The sequence below is a fragment of the Nocardiopsis sp. FR4 genome, assembly GCF_009830945.1.
GTDB lineage: Bacteria > Actinomycetota > Actinomycetes > Streptosporangiales > Streptosporangiaceae > Nocardiopsis.
The window spans coordinates 256,210-274,142 of record NZ_VWVV01000005.1; the positions used below are offsets into that span (position 1 = coordinate 256,210).

Genomic DNA, 17,933 nt, shown 5'->3' on the forward strand with positions numbered 1-17,933 from the left:
CGGTTCCTTCCCGTTACCCGTGACCCGTGGTGAGGGGGAAGGCGGACAGGGCGCGTACGACGCTGGTGCCGCGGTGGGTGGGGGGCGCGGCGGGGCGCAGGCGGGGCAGGCGTTCGGCCAGGGCGCGCAGGGCGATGCGTCCTTCCAGGCGGGCCAGGGGGGCGCCCAGGCAGTAGTGGACGCCGCTGGAGAAGGAGAGGTGGTCGGAGGCGTCGGGGCGGGTGATGTCGAAGCGGTCGGGGCCGGTGAAGCGTTCGGGGTCGCGGTTGGCCGCGCCGATCAGGCACAGGGTGAAGGCGCCGCGGCGCAGCGGGTGGCCCTGGACGGTGGTGTCGGCCTGGGCCCAACGGGTGGTCATCTGGACGGGGGAGTCGTAGCGCAGGATCTCCTCGACGGCGCTGTCGGCCAGGTCGGGGTCGCTCACCAGGCGTTCCCACTGCTCGCGGTGGCGCAGCAGGGCCATCACCCCGTTCCCGATCAGGTTGACGGTGGTCTCGAATCCGGCGACCAGCAGCAGCCGGCACATCGTGTTCATCTCGGTGGCGGTGAGGCGGCCGTTGTCGGTGTGGTCGGTCAGGGTCGAGATCACGTCACCGCGGGGATCGGTGCGCCGTTGGTCGGCCAGCCGCTCGAAGAGCCGGTCCAATTGTGCCGTGGCCTGTTGGATCCGGCGCAGGTGACGCGCCGATCTGGCGCCGTCCAGGGCGGCGCCGACGGTGTGGCCGATGCGGACGAACTCGGCGTCGTCGGTGTCGGGGACGCCCAGAAGGTGGCTGATGACCTTGATGGGCAGGGGCTGGGCGAAGTCGCGCATGAGGTCGAAGTCGCCCTTGGCGGTGACGGTGTCCAGGAGTTCGTGGGTGGTTTTCTCGATCTGGGCCTGGTACTGGTGCATGTGCCGGGGGCTGAAGGCGGGGCGGGCCAGGGCGCGCAGCCGGGTGTGCTCGGGCGGGTCGAGGATGAGGAAGGACAGGTCCAGGATGTCGTACTGCGGGGGTTTGGCGCCCTGGGTGGGGGGTTGGACGCCGAACTCGCGGCTACGCAGCAGGGCGCTGACCGCCTCGTAGGTGTTGGCGGTGCGAAAGCCCAGGCGGCTGGTGGTGAAGGGGCCCTGGGTGCGGAGTCTGCGGTAGGTGGGGTAGGGGTTGTGCTGCCAGGGGCGGTGGACGAGGCGGCTGGGGTGGTCCCCGGCCTGGGCGGCGAGCCATGAGAGCACGTGGGCGGTGCGCAGTTGGGCGTCGATGCGGAGGGCGTCGGGAATGTGCATGGCTGTGGGTCCCCTTTCCTGCCTGCATCCTCGACCCTAGGGGCGAGGATGCCGTCGGGGGCGGGTTTCGCCGGACTTGGCCGCTGACGGCCAGCGAGGAGGGGACGGTGCCGCCGCGCCCGGTGCCGGGGGTCTCGTCCACCGGACACGCGTCCTCACCTCGCGGGGGCGGGGTGCGGGTGCGGCCGCCGATAGGTTGGGGCCAGACGCCTTGCCGCCGGGGACCCGACACCCGGGGGAGGCGGTGTGCGCCCTCCGGCTCCGGGGGGTCGGCTACGTGTCGTGTGTGGAGGCTGCAGTGTCCCTTAGGCTCGAACCCAGTGATCCGGAACGCATCGGCCGGTACCGGCTGATCGGCCGCTTGGGTTCTGGCGGTATGGGCCAGGTGTTCTTCGGCCGTTCGGCGGGCGGGCGCGCGGTGGCGATCAAGCGCATCCACCCGCACATGGCAGCGGACGCCTCCTTCCGCCAGCGCTTCGCCCGGGAGATCACCGCGGCCCGGCAGGTCAGCGGCGCCTTCACCGCCCCGGTCATCGACGCGGGCCCCGAGGACGAGGTGCCCTGGCTGGTGACCTCCTACGTTCCCTCGCTGCCCCTGGACGAGGCGGTGCGGGCCCATGGTCCGCTGCCCGAGGCGAGCGTGCGGGTGCTGGCGGCGGGGCTGGCCGAGGCGCTGGCCGAGATCCACCGGGTGGGGCTGATCCACCGCGACCTCAAGCCGGGCAACGTGCTGTTGGCCGAGGACGGTCCGCGGGTGATCGACTTCGGGATCGCCCGGGCCACCGACGGGACGGCGGCCACGCAGTCGGTCATCGGCACGCCCGGGTTCATGAGCCCGGAGCAGGTGCAGGGCGAGCCGCTGACGGGGGCCAGCGACCTGTTCGCCTACGGTGCGGTGCTGGCCTACGCGGCGTCGGGCGCCGGGCCCTTCGGTGAGGGCAACATGCCGACCATGGTGATGCGGATCATCAGCCGGGAACCGGACCTGTCGGGGGTGCCCGAGTCGTTGCGCCACCTGGTGGCGGCGTGCCTGTCCAAGGACCCGAACGGGCGTCCCGGTCCGGGGGAGATCCTGGACTACCTGGGGGACGTGAACGTGGGTCCGGCCTGGCTGCCTCCGGCGGTGATGCGGGGTGTGCAGGAGCAGGTGGCCAAGGTCAACGACGCGCTGGCCACCTCGGCGGGTGAGCCCCCGGGGGCGGGCGGCCACCAGCGCACCGAGGTGTTGGGCGCGGGTGGCGCGGCGGCGCTGGGGGGTGCGGCCGGTGCGGTGGCCGGGGCCGGGGCGGCGGGTGCTCTGGGTGATGACGGTGCGACCTCGGTTCTGGGGGAGCAGGCCGCCCAGGGGCACCCGCCCACGGCCCGCTTCCCGGATGCGCAGCAGGTCCCGCCCACCGCCCAGTACGGGCAGGGGGCGACCGCCTACGGCCAGCACGGCGCCACCGCCGCGGGGCGGGGTGCGCCCGGTGCGGGGGAGGACCCCTACGCCGACCTGTACGGCGGGCGCCGCGACCCGCGGGCCGGGGCGGCTCCCTACCAGGACCAGCAGCAGGAGCAGCTGCGCCGGCAGGAGGAGCAGCGCCAGCGCCGGATGCAGGAGCAGCAGCGCCACCAGGAGCAGGAACGCAGGCGGATGGAGGAGCAGCGCCTGGAGCACCGCCGCCAGCAGGAGGCCGAGCGGGCCCACCGGGAGCGGGTGCGCGCCGAGCAGGAGGCGGCCCGCCGGGCCCAGACGCAGGCGCGCCAGGCCGGCCAGCCGGGTCTGTGGGGGTTCGTCAAGCTGCTGCCGCTGCTGGTCCTGCCGCTGATCCAGATCCCGCTGGGGTACGGGGCGGCGCTGGCCTGGGCGTGGTTCACCACCGAGACCGACGTGTGGACCGGGGCGCCCTTCTCGTTCGAGCCGCTGACCATGGACGCGTTCTGGCACGCGACCATGCTGGGCTATTTCCTGCTCAACAACCTGGTGGCGCTGGAGTACCTGGTGCGGTCGCTGCGCACCTCCTTCGTGACCGGGGTGGTGCTGGCGCTGGGTGTGGTCGCGGCGACCAACGGCCTGTTGTACAGCTTCGGTTTCTGGTCCTGAGCCGGGCCGCCGTCCCCGGGGGCGAACGGAGTGCGGGGGTGGTCTCAGCCGCGGGTCCGGGAGGGGTCGCGGCGGATCTCGGTCACCCGGTGGTGCACGGGGCGGCTGGGGGTCAGGGCCGAGCACGTGGCGGGGCACTCGGGGCCCTCGACCGCGGCCACCGACACCGTGTACAGGCCGCCCTGGTGGCCCAGGGTGACCCGGACCCCGTCGGCGGTCTCCTCCTCGTCCAGGTGGGTGAGGTCGTCCACGCCCACCGCGCCCAGGCGGGAGCGCAGGGCGGCCTCGGCGGCCTGGACGGCCGAGGAGTCGCTGCAGCGCCCCCGGTAGTTCTCGGGCAGGACGAGGCCGCGCTCGAAGGCGGCGACGGTGCGCCGGGCCGACTCCGGTTCCAGGCGGCCGAAGTAGACGCCCTGGGGCAGGGCCACCAGGTTGGCGGCGAAGCGGTCGCCGCCCACGTGGGTGGTCTCCCACACCTCGGCGGTGCCCCCGGTCAGGGCGGAGGCCACCGGGCGGCCCAGGACCGCGCAGCAGGGGTCCTTCTTGGCGTGGGTGCACACCAGGTACAGGGTGTGGTCCACGGGGGCGCCGAAGGCGGGGGGCCGGGGCCGCTCGGCGGCGGTGACGTCGTACTCCAGCAGGGCCGCCAGGTCGGGCAGGTCCAGGCGGCGTACCCAGGGGCTGGTGCGGCTCACGTGCGCCAGGTAGACGCGCAGCGGCCCGGTGCCGGTGCGCGCGCTCTGGCCGGGGCGCTTGATCAGCTGGGGTTTGACGTCGTGGCCCGTGATGCGGCTGGCGAGTCGGGAGACCACGGCGGGGTCCAGGCCGGGGCTGGTGAAGGCGGGGTGGCGCCAGGGGCCGGTGTGCTCGACCAGCAGCCAGCCGGTGGTGCGTCCGGCTGTTCCGGAGATCTGCTCGCCGGTGTAGCGGGCCAGGGCGGAGCAGCCCCGGCTGCCGTCGGGCGCGGTGGGAAGCCGCAACGGACACGTCCAATCGGGTGGCGGGCGCACGGTCGGCGGGGGACCGTGCGAGGGTGTCATCGCAGAGGTTAGGTTAGCCTACCCATGGAGTGTTTGTCGGATTCAGTCGGGGGTGTTCGCGGGTGTGTCCTGGGCGGGATCGGTGAGCATGCGCACCAGTGCCCGCCGGGCGGAGTCCACGTGTTCCTCGGCGGCCTCGGCCACCCGGGGGGTGTCGCCCGCCGCCAGCATGCGCACCACGTCCCGGTGCTCCTCCACCACCACGGCCCGGTACTGGGCGTGGCCCAGGCGTATCCGGGTGAGCTGGAACAGGTACACCTGCGAGCGCACGCCCTCCCAGGCCCGGATGAGGCGGCTGTTGCCCGCGGTCTCGTAGACGCGGTCGTGGAAGGCCATGTCCAGGGAGAGCAGGGTGGCGCTGTCCGCGCCGGAGGCCAGGGCCTGTTCCATGGCGCTCACCAGGACGGAGAGCTCGGTCAGCCGTTCGGGGGTGGCGCGGGCGGCCGCGGTGCGGGTGGCCAGGCGTTCGAGGGCGGCCCGCACGGTGTAGACCTCGTCCACGTCGGCGGGGCTCAGGTCGATGACGCGGGCGCCGCGGTGCCACTCGCTGCGGACCAGGCCCTCGCGTTCGAGTATGGCCAGGCCCTCGCGGACGGATCCCCGGCTGACGTCCAGGGAGGTGGCCAGTTCCACCTCGCGCAGGGCCGTGCCGGGGGGTAGCAGCCCCTCGAAGATGGAATCGCGGATGCGGTCGGCCGCCTCGTGTGCCAATCCGCGCCGCCGCGCCCTGCGCATATCGTTCCCTTCGGATCCGCCCCCCGGCCCGCGTCCCCCGACGCCGGATTGAGTGTACGGGTGTACCGGCGATACGGCGCGTCTCGGGTGACACCGGTACTTTCCTGTTCAAATGTTGACATCCGGACAAGTTCTGTCTGAGGATGAGGCGCCGAGGGGTGCGTGTCCGGCTCCGGTCGGGTGCTCTTCCCCCTGGGGGCCGGTGTGACGACGTCCCGGCCTCCTCGCTCCTCGTGCGCGCGGCTTCCCGCGCCCCAGCTGTTCGCTATATGAACGATTATTCACATACCGAACAGTTGGACGGGTGCAACGGCGCGGTGCGCTTCGGGCCTCCAGGGCCGCGGCCAGGGCGAATCATCCCATCACCCGCTGTTGACGAGTTCGAAATGTGCCTGACGCATGTCTTGACCTGGTGAAGTGGATCACTTATGTTCGCCTGAAGAACACGTGTTCGCTAAACGTACAGTGGTGGGCGACAGCGCCCTCCCCCGAACCAGCTGGAGTTCCCGATGCGCCGAACGTTGGCCGCCCTCACCACGGGTGCCGCACTGCTGGCCGCCACCGCGTGCGGCTCCACGGAGGCCGGCTCCGACTCCGGTGGGCTGACCACGGTCGCCGCCGGAGTCATCCCCATCGTCGACGTCGCCCCCGTCTACCTCGGCGTGGACCAGGGCTTCTTCGAGGACCGCGGCATCGACCTGCGACTGGAGTCGGGCTCGGGCGGCGCCGCCATCGTCCCCGGCGTGGTCAGCGGCGAGTTCGACCTGGCCTTCAGCAACACCGTCTCCCTCATCGTCGCCCGCGAGCAGGGCCTGCCCCTGGTCACCCTGGCCAACGGCGTCACCACCACCGGCGAACAGGGCGCCGACTTCAGCGGCGTCTTCGTCCTGGACGACAGCCCCGTGCGGGACGTCACCGACCTGGAGGGGCTCACCGTGGCCACCAACAACCTCCAGAACATCGGCGACACCACCGTGCGCCAGTCCGTGCGCGCCGCCGGAGGCGACCCCGCCGCGGTCGAGTTCGTCGAACTGCCCTTCCCCGACATGCCCGCGGCCCTGGAGACCGGACAGATCGACGCCGTCTGGGCGGTGGAGCCCTTCGCCTCGATCATCCGCCAGGCCGGGCACCGCGAGGTCGCCTCCAACTTCGTCGACACCCACCCCGATCTGTCGGTGGCCGCCTACTTCGCCTCCGAGCAGCGCGTGGCCGAGGACCCCGAGCTCTTCGCCGACATCACCGCCGCGCTGGAGGAGTCCTTCGCCTACGCCGAGGACAACCCCGACGAGGTCCGCCGCATCCTGTCCACCTACACCGAGATCGACCAGGTCGTCATCGACGCCCTCGTCCTGCCCCGCTTCCCCGCCGAGATCAACAAGGACTCCGTGCGGACCCTGGCCGAGCTCATGGTCGAGGACGGCCTCATCGACGCCGAGCCCGACCTGGACGCCCTCTACGGAACCGCCAGGTAACCCGCCCGGGCGCCGCACCGAGCCCGGAACACGGCCCGTCGGGGACACCCGCGGCCTCCTCGTCCCCGGCGAGCCCCACCTTCCACATCCCCCTCAGCAGCCGCAGGAGAAAACCATGACCGCCACACGCACCCCGCTGGCCGCCCTGGCCGCCGCTACGGCGCTCACCCTGACCACCGCCGCGTGCGGCGGCGGTCAGGGCGCCGACGCCGGAGCCTCCGGGGACGGGCTCACCCCCGTCACCGTCGGGGTCCTGCCCATCACCGCGGTGGCCCCCCTCTACCTCGGCGTCGAACAGGGCCTGTTCGAGGAACGGGGCCTGGACGTGACCATCGAGACCGGGGGAGGCGGAGCCACGACCGTGCCCCGCGTCGTCAGCGGTGAGCTCGACTTCGCCTTCGGTAACGTGGTCTCGCTCATCATCGCCCGCGAGCAGGGCCTGCCCCTGACGGTGGTCGCCAACGGCATGACCACCACGGGCGACGCCGACACCGACTACAGCGCGCTGGTCGTGCCCGAGGGCAGCGACATCACCTCCCCCGCCCAGCTCCAGGGCGCGACCGTGGCCATCGACAACCTCCAGAACATCGGCGACACCTCCGTGCGGCACAGCGTGCGCCAGGACGGCGGCGACGCCGCCGACATCGACTTCGTCGAACTGGCCTTCCCCGACATGGTCGGGGCCCTGTCCAACGGCCAGGTCGACGCCGCCTGGGTGGTCGAGCCCTTCCTGACCCTGGCCCTGCGCGAGGGCGCCACGCCCGTCGCCGCCAACTTCGTCGACCTCCACCCCGAACTGTCCATCGCCACCTACTTCACCGGCGACGAACTCATCGCCTCCGACCCCGAGACGGTCGACGCCTTCACCGAGGCCATGAACGCCTCCCTGGTCTACGCCGAGGACAACCCCGACGAGACCGCGCGGATCCTGACCACCTTCACCGAGATCGACCCCGACCTCATCGACGACCTGCGCTGGCCGCGCTTCCGTCCCGAGATCGACCGGGACGCCCTGGAGACCGTCGGCGAACTGATGGTCACCGACGGCCTGATCGATTCCGAACCCGACCTGGACACCTTCATCCGATGACCGAAACCACCGCTCCGCCCCCGGCGGTCCCCGTCGGCGCCGCACGGCGCCCGCGCGGGGCCGCCGCCCGCACCGGCCCCAACAGACCGCTCCTCGGCACCGTCGGCATCGTGGGCTTCCTGGTGCTGTGGGAGGCCGTGCCCCGCCTGGGGCTGGTCTCCGACCGCTACCTGCCCCCCGCCTCGCGGGTCCTGGCCTCCCTGGGCCAGCGCGCCACCACACCCCAGTTCTGGACCGCGGTGGGCGACACCCTGACCGGGTGGGCGCTGGGCCTGGCCATCGCCCTCGTCGCCGCCGTCGTCCTGGGCTTCACCCTGGGATCGCTGCCGAGGGTGCGCGCCTTCACCACCTCCACGGTGGACTTCCTGCGCCCCATCCCGTCGGTGGCCCTCATCCCGCTGGCGGTGCTGATGTACGGCACCGACATCCGCTCCACACTGCTGCTGGTGGTCTACGCCTGCTTCTGGCTCATCTACATCCAGGTGCTCTACGGTGTGGCCGACCTGGACCCGGTCGCCGAGCAGACCGCCCGCTCCTACGGGCTGGGCCGCCTGGCCCGGATCCGCCACGTGCTCTGGCCCACCACGCTGCCCTACCTCATGACCGGGGTGCGCCTGGCCGCCGCGGTCGCCCTCATCCTGTCCATCACCGCCCAGCTCATCATCGGCTCCCCGGGCATCGGCCGGGAGATCGCCGTCGCCCAGTCCAGCGGCGCCGTCGCCTCGGTCTACGCGCTCATCGTCGCCACCGGCGCCCTGGGCGTCGTGATCAACATCGGCGTGCGCGCCCTGGAGCGCCGGGTCCTGCGCTGGCACACGTCCGTCCGCGGGGAGGCCACCGCATGAGCAGCCAGTCCACCACCTCCGACGCGGCACCCGGGACCGGGGCCGACGGCGCCCCCGGGCCGCAGGAGGCCCAGGCCCCCGCCCCGGCCCCGGCGGGCCGCCCCCGGCGCGGCACCGCCTCAGGAGCGGTCCGGGCGGGCGCCAAGCTCCTGCACGTGCTGCTGCTGCCCGCGCTGCTCATCGGCGTCTACGCCTACGCCAGCGCCAACTCCGACAGCTACTACACGCCCACCCCGGACCTGATCGCCGCGGCCTTCGCCGAACTGTGGTTCTCCGAGCGCTTCTTCGCCGACGTGTTGCCCAGCCTGGCCCGCCTGGCCACCGGCTTCGCCCTGGCCGCCCTGCTGGGCGTGGGGCTGGGCGTACTGCTGGGGCTCTCCGCCCGGGTGCGCGCCCTGGCCGAACCGGTCCTGGAGTTCCTGCGCGCCATCCCGCCGCCGGTGCTGGTGCCGCTGATGATCCTGCTCGCGGGCGTCAACGACTCCATGAAGGTGCTCGTCATCGTCTCCGGCTGCGTGTGGCCCATCCTGCTCAACACCGTCGAGGGCGTGCGCGCGGTCGACCCCGTCCTGGCCGACACCGCCCGCTGCTACGGGATCCACGGCACCACGCGCCTGCGCGTGCTCGTGCTGCGCTTGGCCAGCCCCCAGATCATGGCGGGCCTGCGCCAGGCGCTGGCCCTGGCCATCATCCTCATGGTCATCAGCGAGATGTTCGCCAGCTCCAGCGGCCTGGGTTTCGCCATCGTGCAGTTCCAGCGCACCTTCGCCATCCCCGAGATGTGGGCGGGCATGGTGCTGCTGGGCCTGGTGGGCTTCGTCCTGTCCGCCCTGTTCGAACTCGTCGAGGGGCGCGCCCTGGGCTGGTACCGGGGCCTGCGCGCCGCCAACCGGGGTGAGTGAGGATGAGCGCCCCGACGAACCACCAAGGAGAACGTCCCACCATGCTCAAGGTCACCGGCCTGCAGAAGATCTACAACGGGGGAGCCAACGCGGTCGAGGCCGTGCGCGACCTGACCTTCGAGCTCGGCGAGGGTGAACTCGTCTGCCTCGTGGGTCCCTCCGGTTGCGGTAAGACCACCTTGCTCAAGTGCATCGCCGGGCTCATGCCGCCCACCAGCGGCACCGTCGAACTGGCCGGGCAGGCCGTCACCGCCCCGCCGCCGGACATGGCCGTGGTCTTCCAGGAGTACGGGCGCAGCCTGTTCGCCTGGATGAGCGTGCGCGACAACGTCGAACTGCCGCTCAAGGAGAAGAAGGTGCCCAAGGGGCGGCGCGCCGAGCTGGTCGCCGAGTCCCTGGAGGCGGTCGGGCTGACGAGGTTCGCCGACTCCTACCCCTGGCAGCTCTCCGGCGGCATGCAGCAGCGGGTGGCCATCGCCCGCGCCGTGGCCTACGAGCCCCAGGTCCTGCTCATGGACGAGCCCTTCGCCGCCGTGGACGCCCAGACCCGCGCCGACCTGGAGGACCTCATCCGCCAGCTCTGGAAGCGCCTGGGGGTGACCGTCCTGTTCGTCACCCACGACATTGACGAGGCCGTCTACCTGGGGGAGCGGGTGCTGGTGCTGTCCTCCTCGCCGACCGTGGTGCAGGACGACATCACCGTGGACCTGCCCGTCGAGCGCGACCAGCTCACCACCCGACGCGACGAGCGCTTCACCGAACTGCGCGCCCGCGTCTACGCCCAGATCCAGCAAGCCAAGAACGGCACCGGCGCCGCCGCCCCGGCCGCCGCCCACTGACCCCGGCCGCCGCCCACTGACCCCGGCCGCCGACCCGCCCACCGGCCCGGCGCGCCGCCCGAACCCGTCGAAGGAGACACAACGTGACCCTGATCGCTGCCGAGGACTTCGCCTCCGCCATCTTCACCGGGACGTGGACACCGGCCAAGGGGGGAGACGCCCCCGTGGTCTCACCCTCCACCGGTACCGTCCTGGGCCGCACCGGCATCGCCGACGCCGAGGACGTGCGCGAGGCCGCGGCCCGCGCGGCCCGAGCCCAGCGCGGGTGGGCGGCGGCCTCCTTCGAGGAGCGCGCCGCCGTGCTGCGCCGCGCGGGCGACCTGCTGGAGGCCAACGCCGAGGAGATCACGGGCTGGCTGCGCCGCGAGGGCGGGGCGGCGGCCGGGATGGCGGGCTTCCAAGTGCACGTGGCGGCCGGGGAGTGCTTCGAGGCCGCGGCCCTGGCCTCCCAGCCGCACGGGGAGATCCTGCGCACCGGCAAGCCCCGGCTGAGCTTCTCCCGCCAGGTGCCCGTGGGCGTGGTGGGGGTCATCGCCCCCTTCAACGTGCCCCTGATCCTGGGCATCCGCTCGGTGGCCCCGGCGCTGGCCGTGGGCAACGCCGTCATCCTCAAGCCGGATCCGCGCACGGCGGTCTGCGGTGGCGCGGTCCTGGCCGAGGTGTTCCGCCGGGCGGGCGTTCCCGAGGGCGTGTTCCAGGTGCTGCCGGGCGGGGTGGCCGCCGGGGAGGCGCTGGTGGCCGACCCGCACGTGCGGGTGATCTCCTTCACCGGCTCCACCGAGGCCGGGCGCAGGGTGGGCGAGGCGGCCGGGCGCCACCTCAAGCGCGCCCACCTGGAACTGGGCGGCAACTCCCCGCTGGTGGTCCTGGACGACGTGGACGTGGCGGCCGCCTCCTCCGTCGGCGCGTGGGGGTCCTTCCTGCACCAGGGGCAGATCTGCATGACCACCGGCCGCCACCTGGTGCACGAGGCGGTCGCCGACGAGTACGTGGAGCGCCTGGCGGAGCGGGCCGACGCGCTGACCGTGGGCAGCACCGAGGTGGACGGCGCCGCGCTGGGCCCGGTGATCGACACCGGCCAGCGCGACAAGATCCACGCGCTGGTCACCGGCAGCGTGGAGTCGGGCGCCCGGCTGCGCGCGGGCGGCACCTACGAGGGGCTGTTCTACCGGCCCACCGTCCTGGACCGGGTGAATCCCCAGACCCCCGCCTACGCCCAGGAGGTGTTCGGCCCGGTCGCCCCGGTGGTGCGCTTCTCCTCCCTGGACGAGCTGGTGGAGCTGGCCAACTCCACCGAGTACGGGCTGTCCCTGGGGGTGCTCACCAGCAACCCGATGCGGGGCATGGAGATCGCCGACCGGGTGCCCAGCGGCATCGTGCACATCAACGACCAGACGGTGGACGACGAGGCGGTGGCCCCCTTCGGCGGGGTGGGGGACTCCGGTACCGGTTCGCGCTTCGGCGGGACCCGCGCCAACCTGGAGGCCTTCACCGAGACCCAGTGGGTGACCATGCAGGCCGACCCGGCCCGCTACCCCTTCTAACGCCTGCGCGGGCGGACCCCCGCGCACGCGGGGTCCGCCCGGGGGGTTTCAGGCGGAGAGTCCGCCGTCGCTGGTCAGAAGCTGCCCGTTGACCCACCGCCCCGCGGGGAGCACAGGAACTCCACCAGGTCGGCGGTGTCCTCCGGTGTGGCCAGACGGCCCAGCGGCGTGTGCCGCAGGCACTCCTCCCGGACCCGAGGCGACATCCACCCGGTGTCGACGGGGCCGGGGTCGACGACGTTGGCGGTCACGCCCAGGGCGGAGAGCTCGCGCGCGGCCGCGATCACGATGCGGTCCAGGGCGCCCTTGCTGGCCCCGTAGGGCAGGTTGCCCACGGTGTGGTCACTGGTCAGGGCCAGGATCCGGCCGGTGCCGTGCTCGCCGGTGAAGCGCAGCCCGAACTCGCGCACCAGCTGCCAGGTGGCGCGGGCGTTGACGGCGAGGTGGCGGTCGAAGCTGTCCGCGGTGGTCTCCAGCAGTCCGGAGGCCACCGACTCGCAGTGGCACATGACCAGCGCGCTCACCCCTCCCAGGCGTTCCTGGACGGTGTCCATGAGGCGGGCGGGGGAGTCGGGGTCGGCCAGGTCGGCCTCCACGGCCACGGCGGCGGCGCCGCTGCCGGTCAGCGCGGCGGGTACGGCCTCGGTGGCGCCGGGCTCGGCGCCCCAGTCCATGCGCTCGTCGTAGGGGCTCCAGTGGCTGAAGGCGATGTCCCAGCCCGAGGCGGCCAGGCGGCGGGCGATGGCGGCGCCCAGGCCGCGGGTGCGGCCCACCCCGGTGACGAGGGCGAGCGGTCGGGCGGTGGCGGGTCGGGGAGCATGGGCCCCATCGTCGCGCGCTCCCGTGCGGGCCGCCACCGGTTTTCGGGGCCGCCGATCCCGTACGTTGGAGACCCCGGGGTTCTGCGTCCGCCGCCCGGCGGGCGCGCGCCCCGGCCCCATGTCCCGGCTACCGCGAGGAGACACCACCCCATGCGACGTCCCTTCCTCCTGGCCCTGGCGGCCGCGCTCACGGTGGGCCTGGCCGCCTGCTCCGACGACGGGTCCGGCGAGGCCCCGGCGGCCGAGGAGACCGCCGCCGAGCAGGAGGGCACACAGGCCCCCGGCACCGGTGAGGACACCGCGGACGGCGGTGAGGTCGTGGAGACGATCACCGTCACGGCCGAGGAGATGTCCTTCAGCGGCATCCCCGAGACCCTTCCGGCGGGCACGGTCCGGATCGACTTCGAGAACGCGGGCCGGGCCCCGCACGACCTGGTCGTCGAGGAACTCGGCGACGAGCAGGTCATCCCCGTCATCGACGGCGGGGCGAGCGAGAGCGCCACCGTCACCCTGGAGCCGGGCACGTACACGTTCTACTGCTCGGTCGGCAACCACCGGAGCATGGGCATGGAGGCCACGGTCACCGTCGACTGACCCGTGGGAGCACGCGACCGGCGTCAGCCGGGGCCGCGCGCCCGCTCATCCGGTCAGGTCGGGGATGACGCGGGGTCCCACCCGGCGCACGTGGTCGCGGAACAGGGCCACCGCCGGGGGCTCGTAGCCGCCGCCCGACCCCTGGCGGGACCAGACCACCCCGATGGGGCGCCGGGCGTCGGCGCCATGGACCGTCAGTTCCGCCGTCCCGCTCAGCGGCCCCTTGGGCCGGGCCGGGAGCACCGACACCCCCAGCCCCGCGGCGACCAGGCCGCGGGCGGTCGCGATGTCGTCGGCCTCGAAGGCCACCCGGGGGGTGAACCCCTCCCGTTCGCTGAGCCGGTCGGTGAGGTGGCGCACCCCCCGGCCCGGTTTGAGCAGGATGAACTCCTCCGCCGAGGCGCGCGCCACCGCGATCCGCCCCGAGGCGGCCTCCCGGGTCAGCGGGTGCCCCTCGGGCACCACCAGCCGCAGCATCTGTGTGTGCAGCGTCGCCGAGGCCAGTTCCGGGCCCGAGGGCAGCGGTGAGGTCAGGGCCAGGTCCGCCCCGCCCTCCGCGACCCGGCGCAGCGACTGCGCCCACGGCTCCTGGGTGAGGGAGAAGCGCACGCGGGGGTGCTCGGCGCGAAAGCCCCGCAGCAGGGCCGGGACCACCTCCACGCCCAGGGTGGGCAGGAAGGTCAGCGCCACCCGGCCCTCCTCGGCGCCGGTCAGCTCCGCCAGGCCCTGGCGCAGGTCCTGGAGCGCGCGCTCCACGTGCGGCAGCAGCAGCCGCCCCGCCCGGGTCAGGCGCACCCCGCGCCCGGTGCGCTCCACCAGGGCCATGCCCAGCTCCCCCTGGAGGCGGGCCAGCGCGCGGCTCAGGGTGGGCTGGGGCGTTCCCAGCGCCTCGGCCGCCTGGGTGACGTGTTCGGTGCGGGCGACCGCCGCCACCATCGCCAGGTGGGGGGCCAGCACCCGGGCCAGGGCCTCGGCGTCGTCGTCCACGGGTCCATTCATGCGTTCCAGTATGGGACAAGGTGAAACCATGCATTGGACGTATGAAAAAGGTGTTTCTAGCGTGGAACCATGACCGCGACCAGTGCCCCGCCCCACGACACCCGGCCGCGTGCGGGGACCGGCGCCTACCGGCGCACGGTCGTCGCGTTGGTGGCCGCCGCCGTGGCCACCTTCGCCCAGCTGTGGTCGGTCCAGCCGATCCTGCCCGCCATCGCCGACGGCTTCTCCGCCCCGGCCTCCCAGGCCGCCCTCGCGGCCTCGCTGGCCACCGGAGGGCTGGCCGGGTTCACCCTGGTATGGAGCGGGGCGGCCGACCGGTTCGGGCGCGCCCGCGTCATCGCGGTCTCGCTGCTGGCGGCCACCGTGCTGGGCTGCGCGATCCCCCTGGCCGGGGAGCTGTGGCTGCTGCTGCTCCTGCGCGCCCTGCAGGGCGCCGCCCTGGGCGGGGTCCCGGCGGCGGCGGTGGCCTACCTGGCCGAGGAGGTCCACCCCGCCGACGCGCCGCGCGCCACGGGCCTGTACATCGCGGGCAACCCGCTGGGCGGCATGGGCGGGCGCCTGCTGGCCGGGTTCGCCGCCGAGCTGGGCGGGTGGCAGTGGGGGGTGGCGGCCAACACCCTGGTGGGCCTGGCCGCGCTGGCGGTGTTCGTCCTCGTGCTGCCCCGCGGCCGCCGGGAGGGCGCCTCCGCGCGGAGCGGGGGCACCCGGGCCGCGCCGGGCATGGCCGCGCGCCTGCGCTCGGCCCTGACCACCCGGGGCCTGCTCCCGCTCTACGCCCAGGCGCTGCTGCTCATGGGCGCCTTCATGACCGTCTACAACCTCCTGGGCTTCCGGCTGACGGCCGAGCCGTTCGGGCTCTCCCAGGCCGCCGCCTCCCTGCTCTTCGTGGCCTACACCGCGGGGATGCTCGGCTCGGCGGTGGCCGGGAACGCCACCGCCCGCTGGGGCGCATACGCCGTGCTCGCCCTCTCCACCGCGCTGATGGCCCTGGGGCTGGGCGGGCTGTTCAGCACGGCGCTGCCGGGCCTGCTGGCGGCCCTGCTGGTGATGACCTTCGCCTTCTTCGCGGCCCACGCCACCGCCTCGGCCTGGGTGGGGCGGCGCGCGGTGGCCGGGCGGGCCCAGGCCATGGCCGTCTACACGCTGGCCTACTACCTGGGCGCCAGCCTCTTCAGCTGGCTGGGCGGCCTGGTCTACGACGCGGTGGGCTGGGGCGGCGCGGTGGTCTTCGCGCTGGGGCTGTGCGCGTGCGCGGCGCTGGGGGGGCTGCGCCTGCGCCGCCTGCCGGAGGCGGGCACCCCCTCCCATTGATTACGATAATCATTATCGTATTCTCGGAGGAGGAAACCCCATGATCGTCCCCGGCCTGGCCTCGGTCACCTTCCGGCACCTGAAGGGCGACGAGATCGTCGACCTGGCCGCCCAGGCGCGCCTGGGCGCGCTGGAGTGGGGCGCCGACGTCCACGTGCGCCCGGGCGAGCACGCCGAGGCCCGGCGCCTGCGCCGGCGCTGCGCCGACGCCGGGCTGTACGTGCCCACCTACGGCTCCTACTACAAGGCCGGCCACACCGACCCGGCCGAGCTCGACCCCGTCCTGACCACCGCCGCCGAGCTGGGCGCCGCGCGCGTGCGGGTCTGGGCCGGAACCCTGGGCTCGGACCGGGCCGCACCCCGGGACCGACGCCGTGTGGCCGAGGACCTGCGCCGCTGCGCGGTGCGGGCCGCCGCCCACGGGCTGGCCGTCACGGTCGAGTACCACGTGGAGTCGCTCACCGACACCTCGGACTCGGCCACCCGGCTGTTCTCCGAGGCGGGCGGTGAGCACCCGCTGGTCCCGCACTGGCAGCCGCGCGAGGAGCCCGACACCGCCCGGTGCCTGGAGGAGGTCAAGGCCCTGCTGCCCGACCTGGGCCACGTGCACGTCTTCTCCTGGGGCGCGGACGGGTTCACCGAGCGGCTGCCCCTGGCCGAGCGCGCCGACCTGTGGCGGCCCGTCCTGGAGCTGCTGGCCGGTGACGGCCGACGGCGCGAGGCCGTCCTGGAGTTCGTCCCCGAGGACTCCCCGGAGGCCTTCCTGCGCGACGCCGCCTTCCTGCGGGAGGTGATCGCCGAGGTCGCCTGAGCGGCCCGTCCGGGGTGGCCGCCGGCGGGCTCAGGTCCGGCCCACGGCGGCCTCCTGCGCGGTGTCCGCGCCGCGCAGGGCCTGTCCGCGCAGCGGCGAGGCCCAGGCGGCCGCCACGCCCACCGCCAGCACCGCCAGTCCCGCGGCCAGGCCGCCGCGCGGTCCCCACGCCGTCGCCGCCACCGCGCCGGCCAGGGCCGCGCCCACGGGCTGGCCCACTCCCCAGGAGAGCATCCGCGCGGTGGTGCTCACCCGCGACTGCAGGTGGTCGGGGCTGATCCGCTGCCGGTAGGTGATCGCGTTGATCACCACCACCGAGTAGGCGGCGCCCCACAGCGACGCGCACACCGCCGCCGCCAGCCAGTGGGTGCTCAGCACCACCGCCAGGCCGCACAGGAGCGAGACGGGCAGCCCGCCCAGGGCCAGGCGCGGTGCGCCCAGCGCCCCGGCCAGCTTGGGGGTGAGCGCCGAGGCGGCCAGCGCCCCCACGCCCCAGCAGCTGAACAGCACCGCCAGGCGGGCGTCGCCGCTGGGCGCCACGCCCAGGGTGCGGTCGGCCCAGGGCACGAGCATCGCCAGCCACGCCCCGCTGGCCGCCGAGTGGCTGGCGCCGACCAGGGTCAGCGTGCGCACGGTGGGCTCGCGCCACAGGAACCCCAGCCCCTCGCGGACCTGGCCCACCAGGGCGCCCATCCCGTCGCGGGCGCCCGTCTGCGGGCGGGGGTGCGACAGGGGCACGGTGATCGCGCGCAGCAGGGCGGCCGAGGCCAGGGCGGTCAGCGCGTTGAGCGCGATCAGCGGGGCGGGTGCCCAGACGGCCACCGCCAGGCCCGCCAGCGCGGGTACCACCAGTTCCACGGCGGTGGTGGTGCCGTACACGCGCGCGTAGGACTCGGTCAGGCGGGCCCGGCCCACCAGGGTGGGCAGGGCGCCGAAGTTGGCGGCGTCGAAGAACACGTACAGGGTCTGCACCGCGAAGGAGGCGGCCAGTACGTGGGCGGGGGTGAGCGCCCCCATGGCCCAGGCGGCCGGGACCGAGACCAGGGCCAGGGCGGTGAGCAGGTCGCAGGCCACCATCAGGCGGCGCCGGTCGACGCGGTCGGCCAGGGCGCCCGCGGCCAGGCCGAAGAGCAGGTAGGGCAGGGCGCCCGTGGCGGCCGCGGCGGAGGTCCAGGCCGCGGACGCGGTCATCTGGTACACGAGCACCGGCACGGCCACGGTCGCGACGAGGGTCCCCGCCGTGGACACGGCGCGGGAGAGCAGGTAGGGGCGAAAGCCCGGGGGAGCGGGAGTCATGTGAACTGTGTCACCCTGTTCTGGTGTGGAAAATGAAAACGGTTTTCATTATGGTAGTACCGTCCGGCTGACACCGGCACACCCCACACCGAAAGGGAGTACACATGGACAACGTCTTCGTCCGCGTCGAGCAGGAGCGCGAGCTGCCGCACAACTCCGCCAGCCACAGCAACGCCCTGGTCGAGAACCCCTTCGAGGCCCCCGACACCGACAACGAGTAACCCCCTCGACGCGGGGCCGCTCCCTCCGGGCGGCCCCGCCCCCACGCCCCGGGAGGCCCCCAT

The 17,933-nt window shown here is 73.9% G+C and carries 16 protein-coding genes and 1 pseudogene; 11 read left to right on the top strand and 6 right to left on the bottom strand.

What is annotated here, in order from left to right; genetic code table 11:
- Window positions 1–13: 13 nt before the first annotated feature.
- On the bottom strand, window positions 14–1,267 hold the full coding sequence (locus FYW95_RS09120; protein ID WP_159943199.1) for a cytochrome P450: 1,254 nt from the start codon (window positions 1,265–1,267) through the stop codon (window positions 14–16).
- 298 nt (window positions 1,268–1,565) lie between these two features.
- Here FYW95_RS09120 and FYW95_RS09125 point away from each other — a divergent pair, with 298 nt between their 5' ends.
- Window positions 1,566–3,350 (top strand): serine/threonine protein kinase, encoded by a 1,785-nt coding sequence (locus tag FYW95_RS09125; protein WP_160050259.1) that lies wholly within the window; start codon window positions 1,566–1,568, stop codon window positions 3,348–3,350.
- Window positions 3,351–3,394: 44 nt separating this feature from the next.
- Here the strand turns inward: FYW95_RS09125 and FYW95_RS09130 are convergent, their stop codons facing one another.
- Together FYW95_RS09130 and FYW95_RS09135 are read right to left on the bottom strand one after the other, a co-directional pair.
- Window positions 3,395–4,330, bottom strand: coding sequence for a sucrase ferredoxin (locus tag FYW95_RS09130; protein ID WP_159943197.1), 936 nt, complete (start codon window positions 4,328–4,330; stop codon window positions 3,395–3,397).
- Between the two features lie 102 nt (window positions 4,331–4,432).
- Window positions 4,433–5,125: a GntR family transcriptional regulator gene (locus tag FYW95_RS09135; protein ID WP_159943196.1), complete on the bottom strand. Its 693-nt coding sequence runs from the start codon at window positions 5,123–5,125 to the stop codon at window positions 4,433–4,435.
- A 509-nt stretch (window positions 5,126–5,634) separates the two neighbouring features.
- Here FYW95_RS09135 and FYW95_RS09140 point away from each other — a divergent pair.
- From FYW95_RS09140 to FYW95_RS09165, 6 genes are all read left to right on the top strand, one after another.
- Entirely contained in the window at window positions 5,635–6,597 is a 963-nt protein-coding gene (locus FYW95_RS09140; protein ID WP_159943195.1) for an ABC transporter substrate-binding protein, read from the top strand.
- Between the two features lie 115 nt (window positions 6,598–6,712).
- Complete coding sequence (locus FYW95_RS09145) at window positions 6,713–7,687, top strand: ABC transporter substrate-binding protein (RefSeq protein ID WP_159943194.1); 975 nt, start codon at window positions 6,713–6,715, stop codon at window positions 7,685–7,687.
- Window positions 7,684–8,532 (top strand): ABC transporter permease, encoded by an 849-nt coding sequence (locus FYW95_RS09150; protein WP_159943193.1) that lies wholly within the window; start codon window positions 7,684–7,686, stop codon window positions 8,530–8,532. The genes FYW95_RS09145 and FYW95_RS09150 overlap by 4 nt, the downstream gene beginning before the upstream one ends.
- Window positions 8,529–9,434: an ABC transporter permease gene (locus tag FYW95_RS09155; protein ID WP_159943192.1), complete on the top strand. Its 906-nt coding sequence runs from the start codon at window positions 8,529–8,531 to the stop codon at window positions 9,432–9,434. The genes FYW95_RS09150 and FYW95_RS09155 overlap by 4 nt, the downstream gene beginning before the upstream one ends.
- A gap of 41 nt (window positions 9,435–9,475) precedes the next feature.
- Window positions 9,476–10,273 (top strand): ABC transporter ATP-binding protein, encoded by a 798-nt coding sequence (locus FYW95_RS09160; RefSeq protein WP_159943191.1) that lies wholly within the window; start codon window positions 9,476–9,478, stop codon window positions 10,271–10,273.
- 83 nt (window positions 10,274–10,356) lie between these two features.
- Window positions 10,357–11,817 carry a benzaldehyde dehydrogenase gene (locus tag FYW95_RS09165; RefSeq protein WP_159943190.1) on the top strand — a complete coding sequence of 487 codons (1,461 nt, stop codon included), beginning with the start codon at window positions 10,357–10,359 and terminating at the stop codon, window positions 11,815–11,817.
- Window positions 11,818–11,865: 48 nt separating this feature from the next.
- On the opposite strand, the pseudogene FYW95_RS09170 reads toward FYW95_RS09165, so the two are convergent.
- A pseudogene (locus tag FYW95_RS09170) lies at window positions 11,866–12,674 on the bottom strand (SDR family oxidoreductase).
- Between the two features lie 114 nt (window positions 12,675–12,788).
- On the opposite strand from FYW95_RS09170, the gene FYW95_RS27645 reads away from it, so the two are divergent.
- The gene (locus FYW95_RS27645; protein WP_159943189.1) at window positions 12,789–13,232 is read left to right on the top strand and encodes a cupredoxin domain-containing protein; all 444 of its coding nucleotides are present in this window, start codon (window positions 12,789–12,791) and stop codon (window positions 13,230–13,232) included.
- Window positions 13,233–13,277: 45 nt separating this feature from the next.
- Here FYW95_RS27645 and FYW95_RS09180 read toward each other — a convergent pair whose 3' ends face one another.
- The gene (locus FYW95_RS09180; protein ID WP_159943188.1) at window positions 13,278–14,231 is read right to left on the bottom strand and encodes a LysR family transcriptional regulator; all 954 of its coding nucleotides are present in this window, start codon (window positions 14,229–14,231) and stop codon (window positions 13,278–13,280) included.
- Window positions 14,232–14,300: 69 nt separating this feature from the next.
- On the opposite strand from FYW95_RS09180, the gene FYW95_RS09185 reads away from it, so the two are divergent.
- On the top strand, window positions 14,301–15,542 hold the full coding sequence (locus tag FYW95_RS09185) for an MFS transporter (protein WP_159945693.1): 1,242 nt from the start codon (window positions 14,301–14,303) through the stop codon (window positions 15,540–15,542).
- 40 nt (window positions 15,543–15,582) lie between these two features.
- Window positions 15,583–16,353 (top strand): sugar phosphate isomerase/epimerase family protein, encoded by a 771-nt coding sequence (locus tag FYW95_RS09190; protein WP_159945694.1) that lies wholly within the window; start codon window positions 15,583–15,585, stop codon window positions 16,351–16,353.
- 30 nt (window positions 16,354–16,383) lie between these two features.
- Here FYW95_RS09190 and FYW95_RS09195 read toward each other — a convergent pair whose 3' ends face one another.
- On the bottom strand, window positions 16,384–17,649 hold the full coding sequence (locus FYW95_RS09195) for an MFS transporter (protein ID WP_159945695.1): 1,266 nt from the start codon (window positions 17,647–17,649) through the stop codon (window positions 16,384–16,386).
- A gap of 104 nt (window positions 17,650–17,753) precedes the next feature.
- Between FYW95_RS09195 and amiA the strand changes: the two genes are divergently transcribed.
- A complete protein-coding gene (amiA, locus tag FYW95_RS28615) occupies window positions 17,754–17,870 on the top strand; it encodes a streptamidine family RiPP (RefSeq protein ID WP_255459339.1) in 117 nt (38 codons plus the stop codon).
- Window positions 17,871–17,933 lie beyond the last annotated feature (63 nt).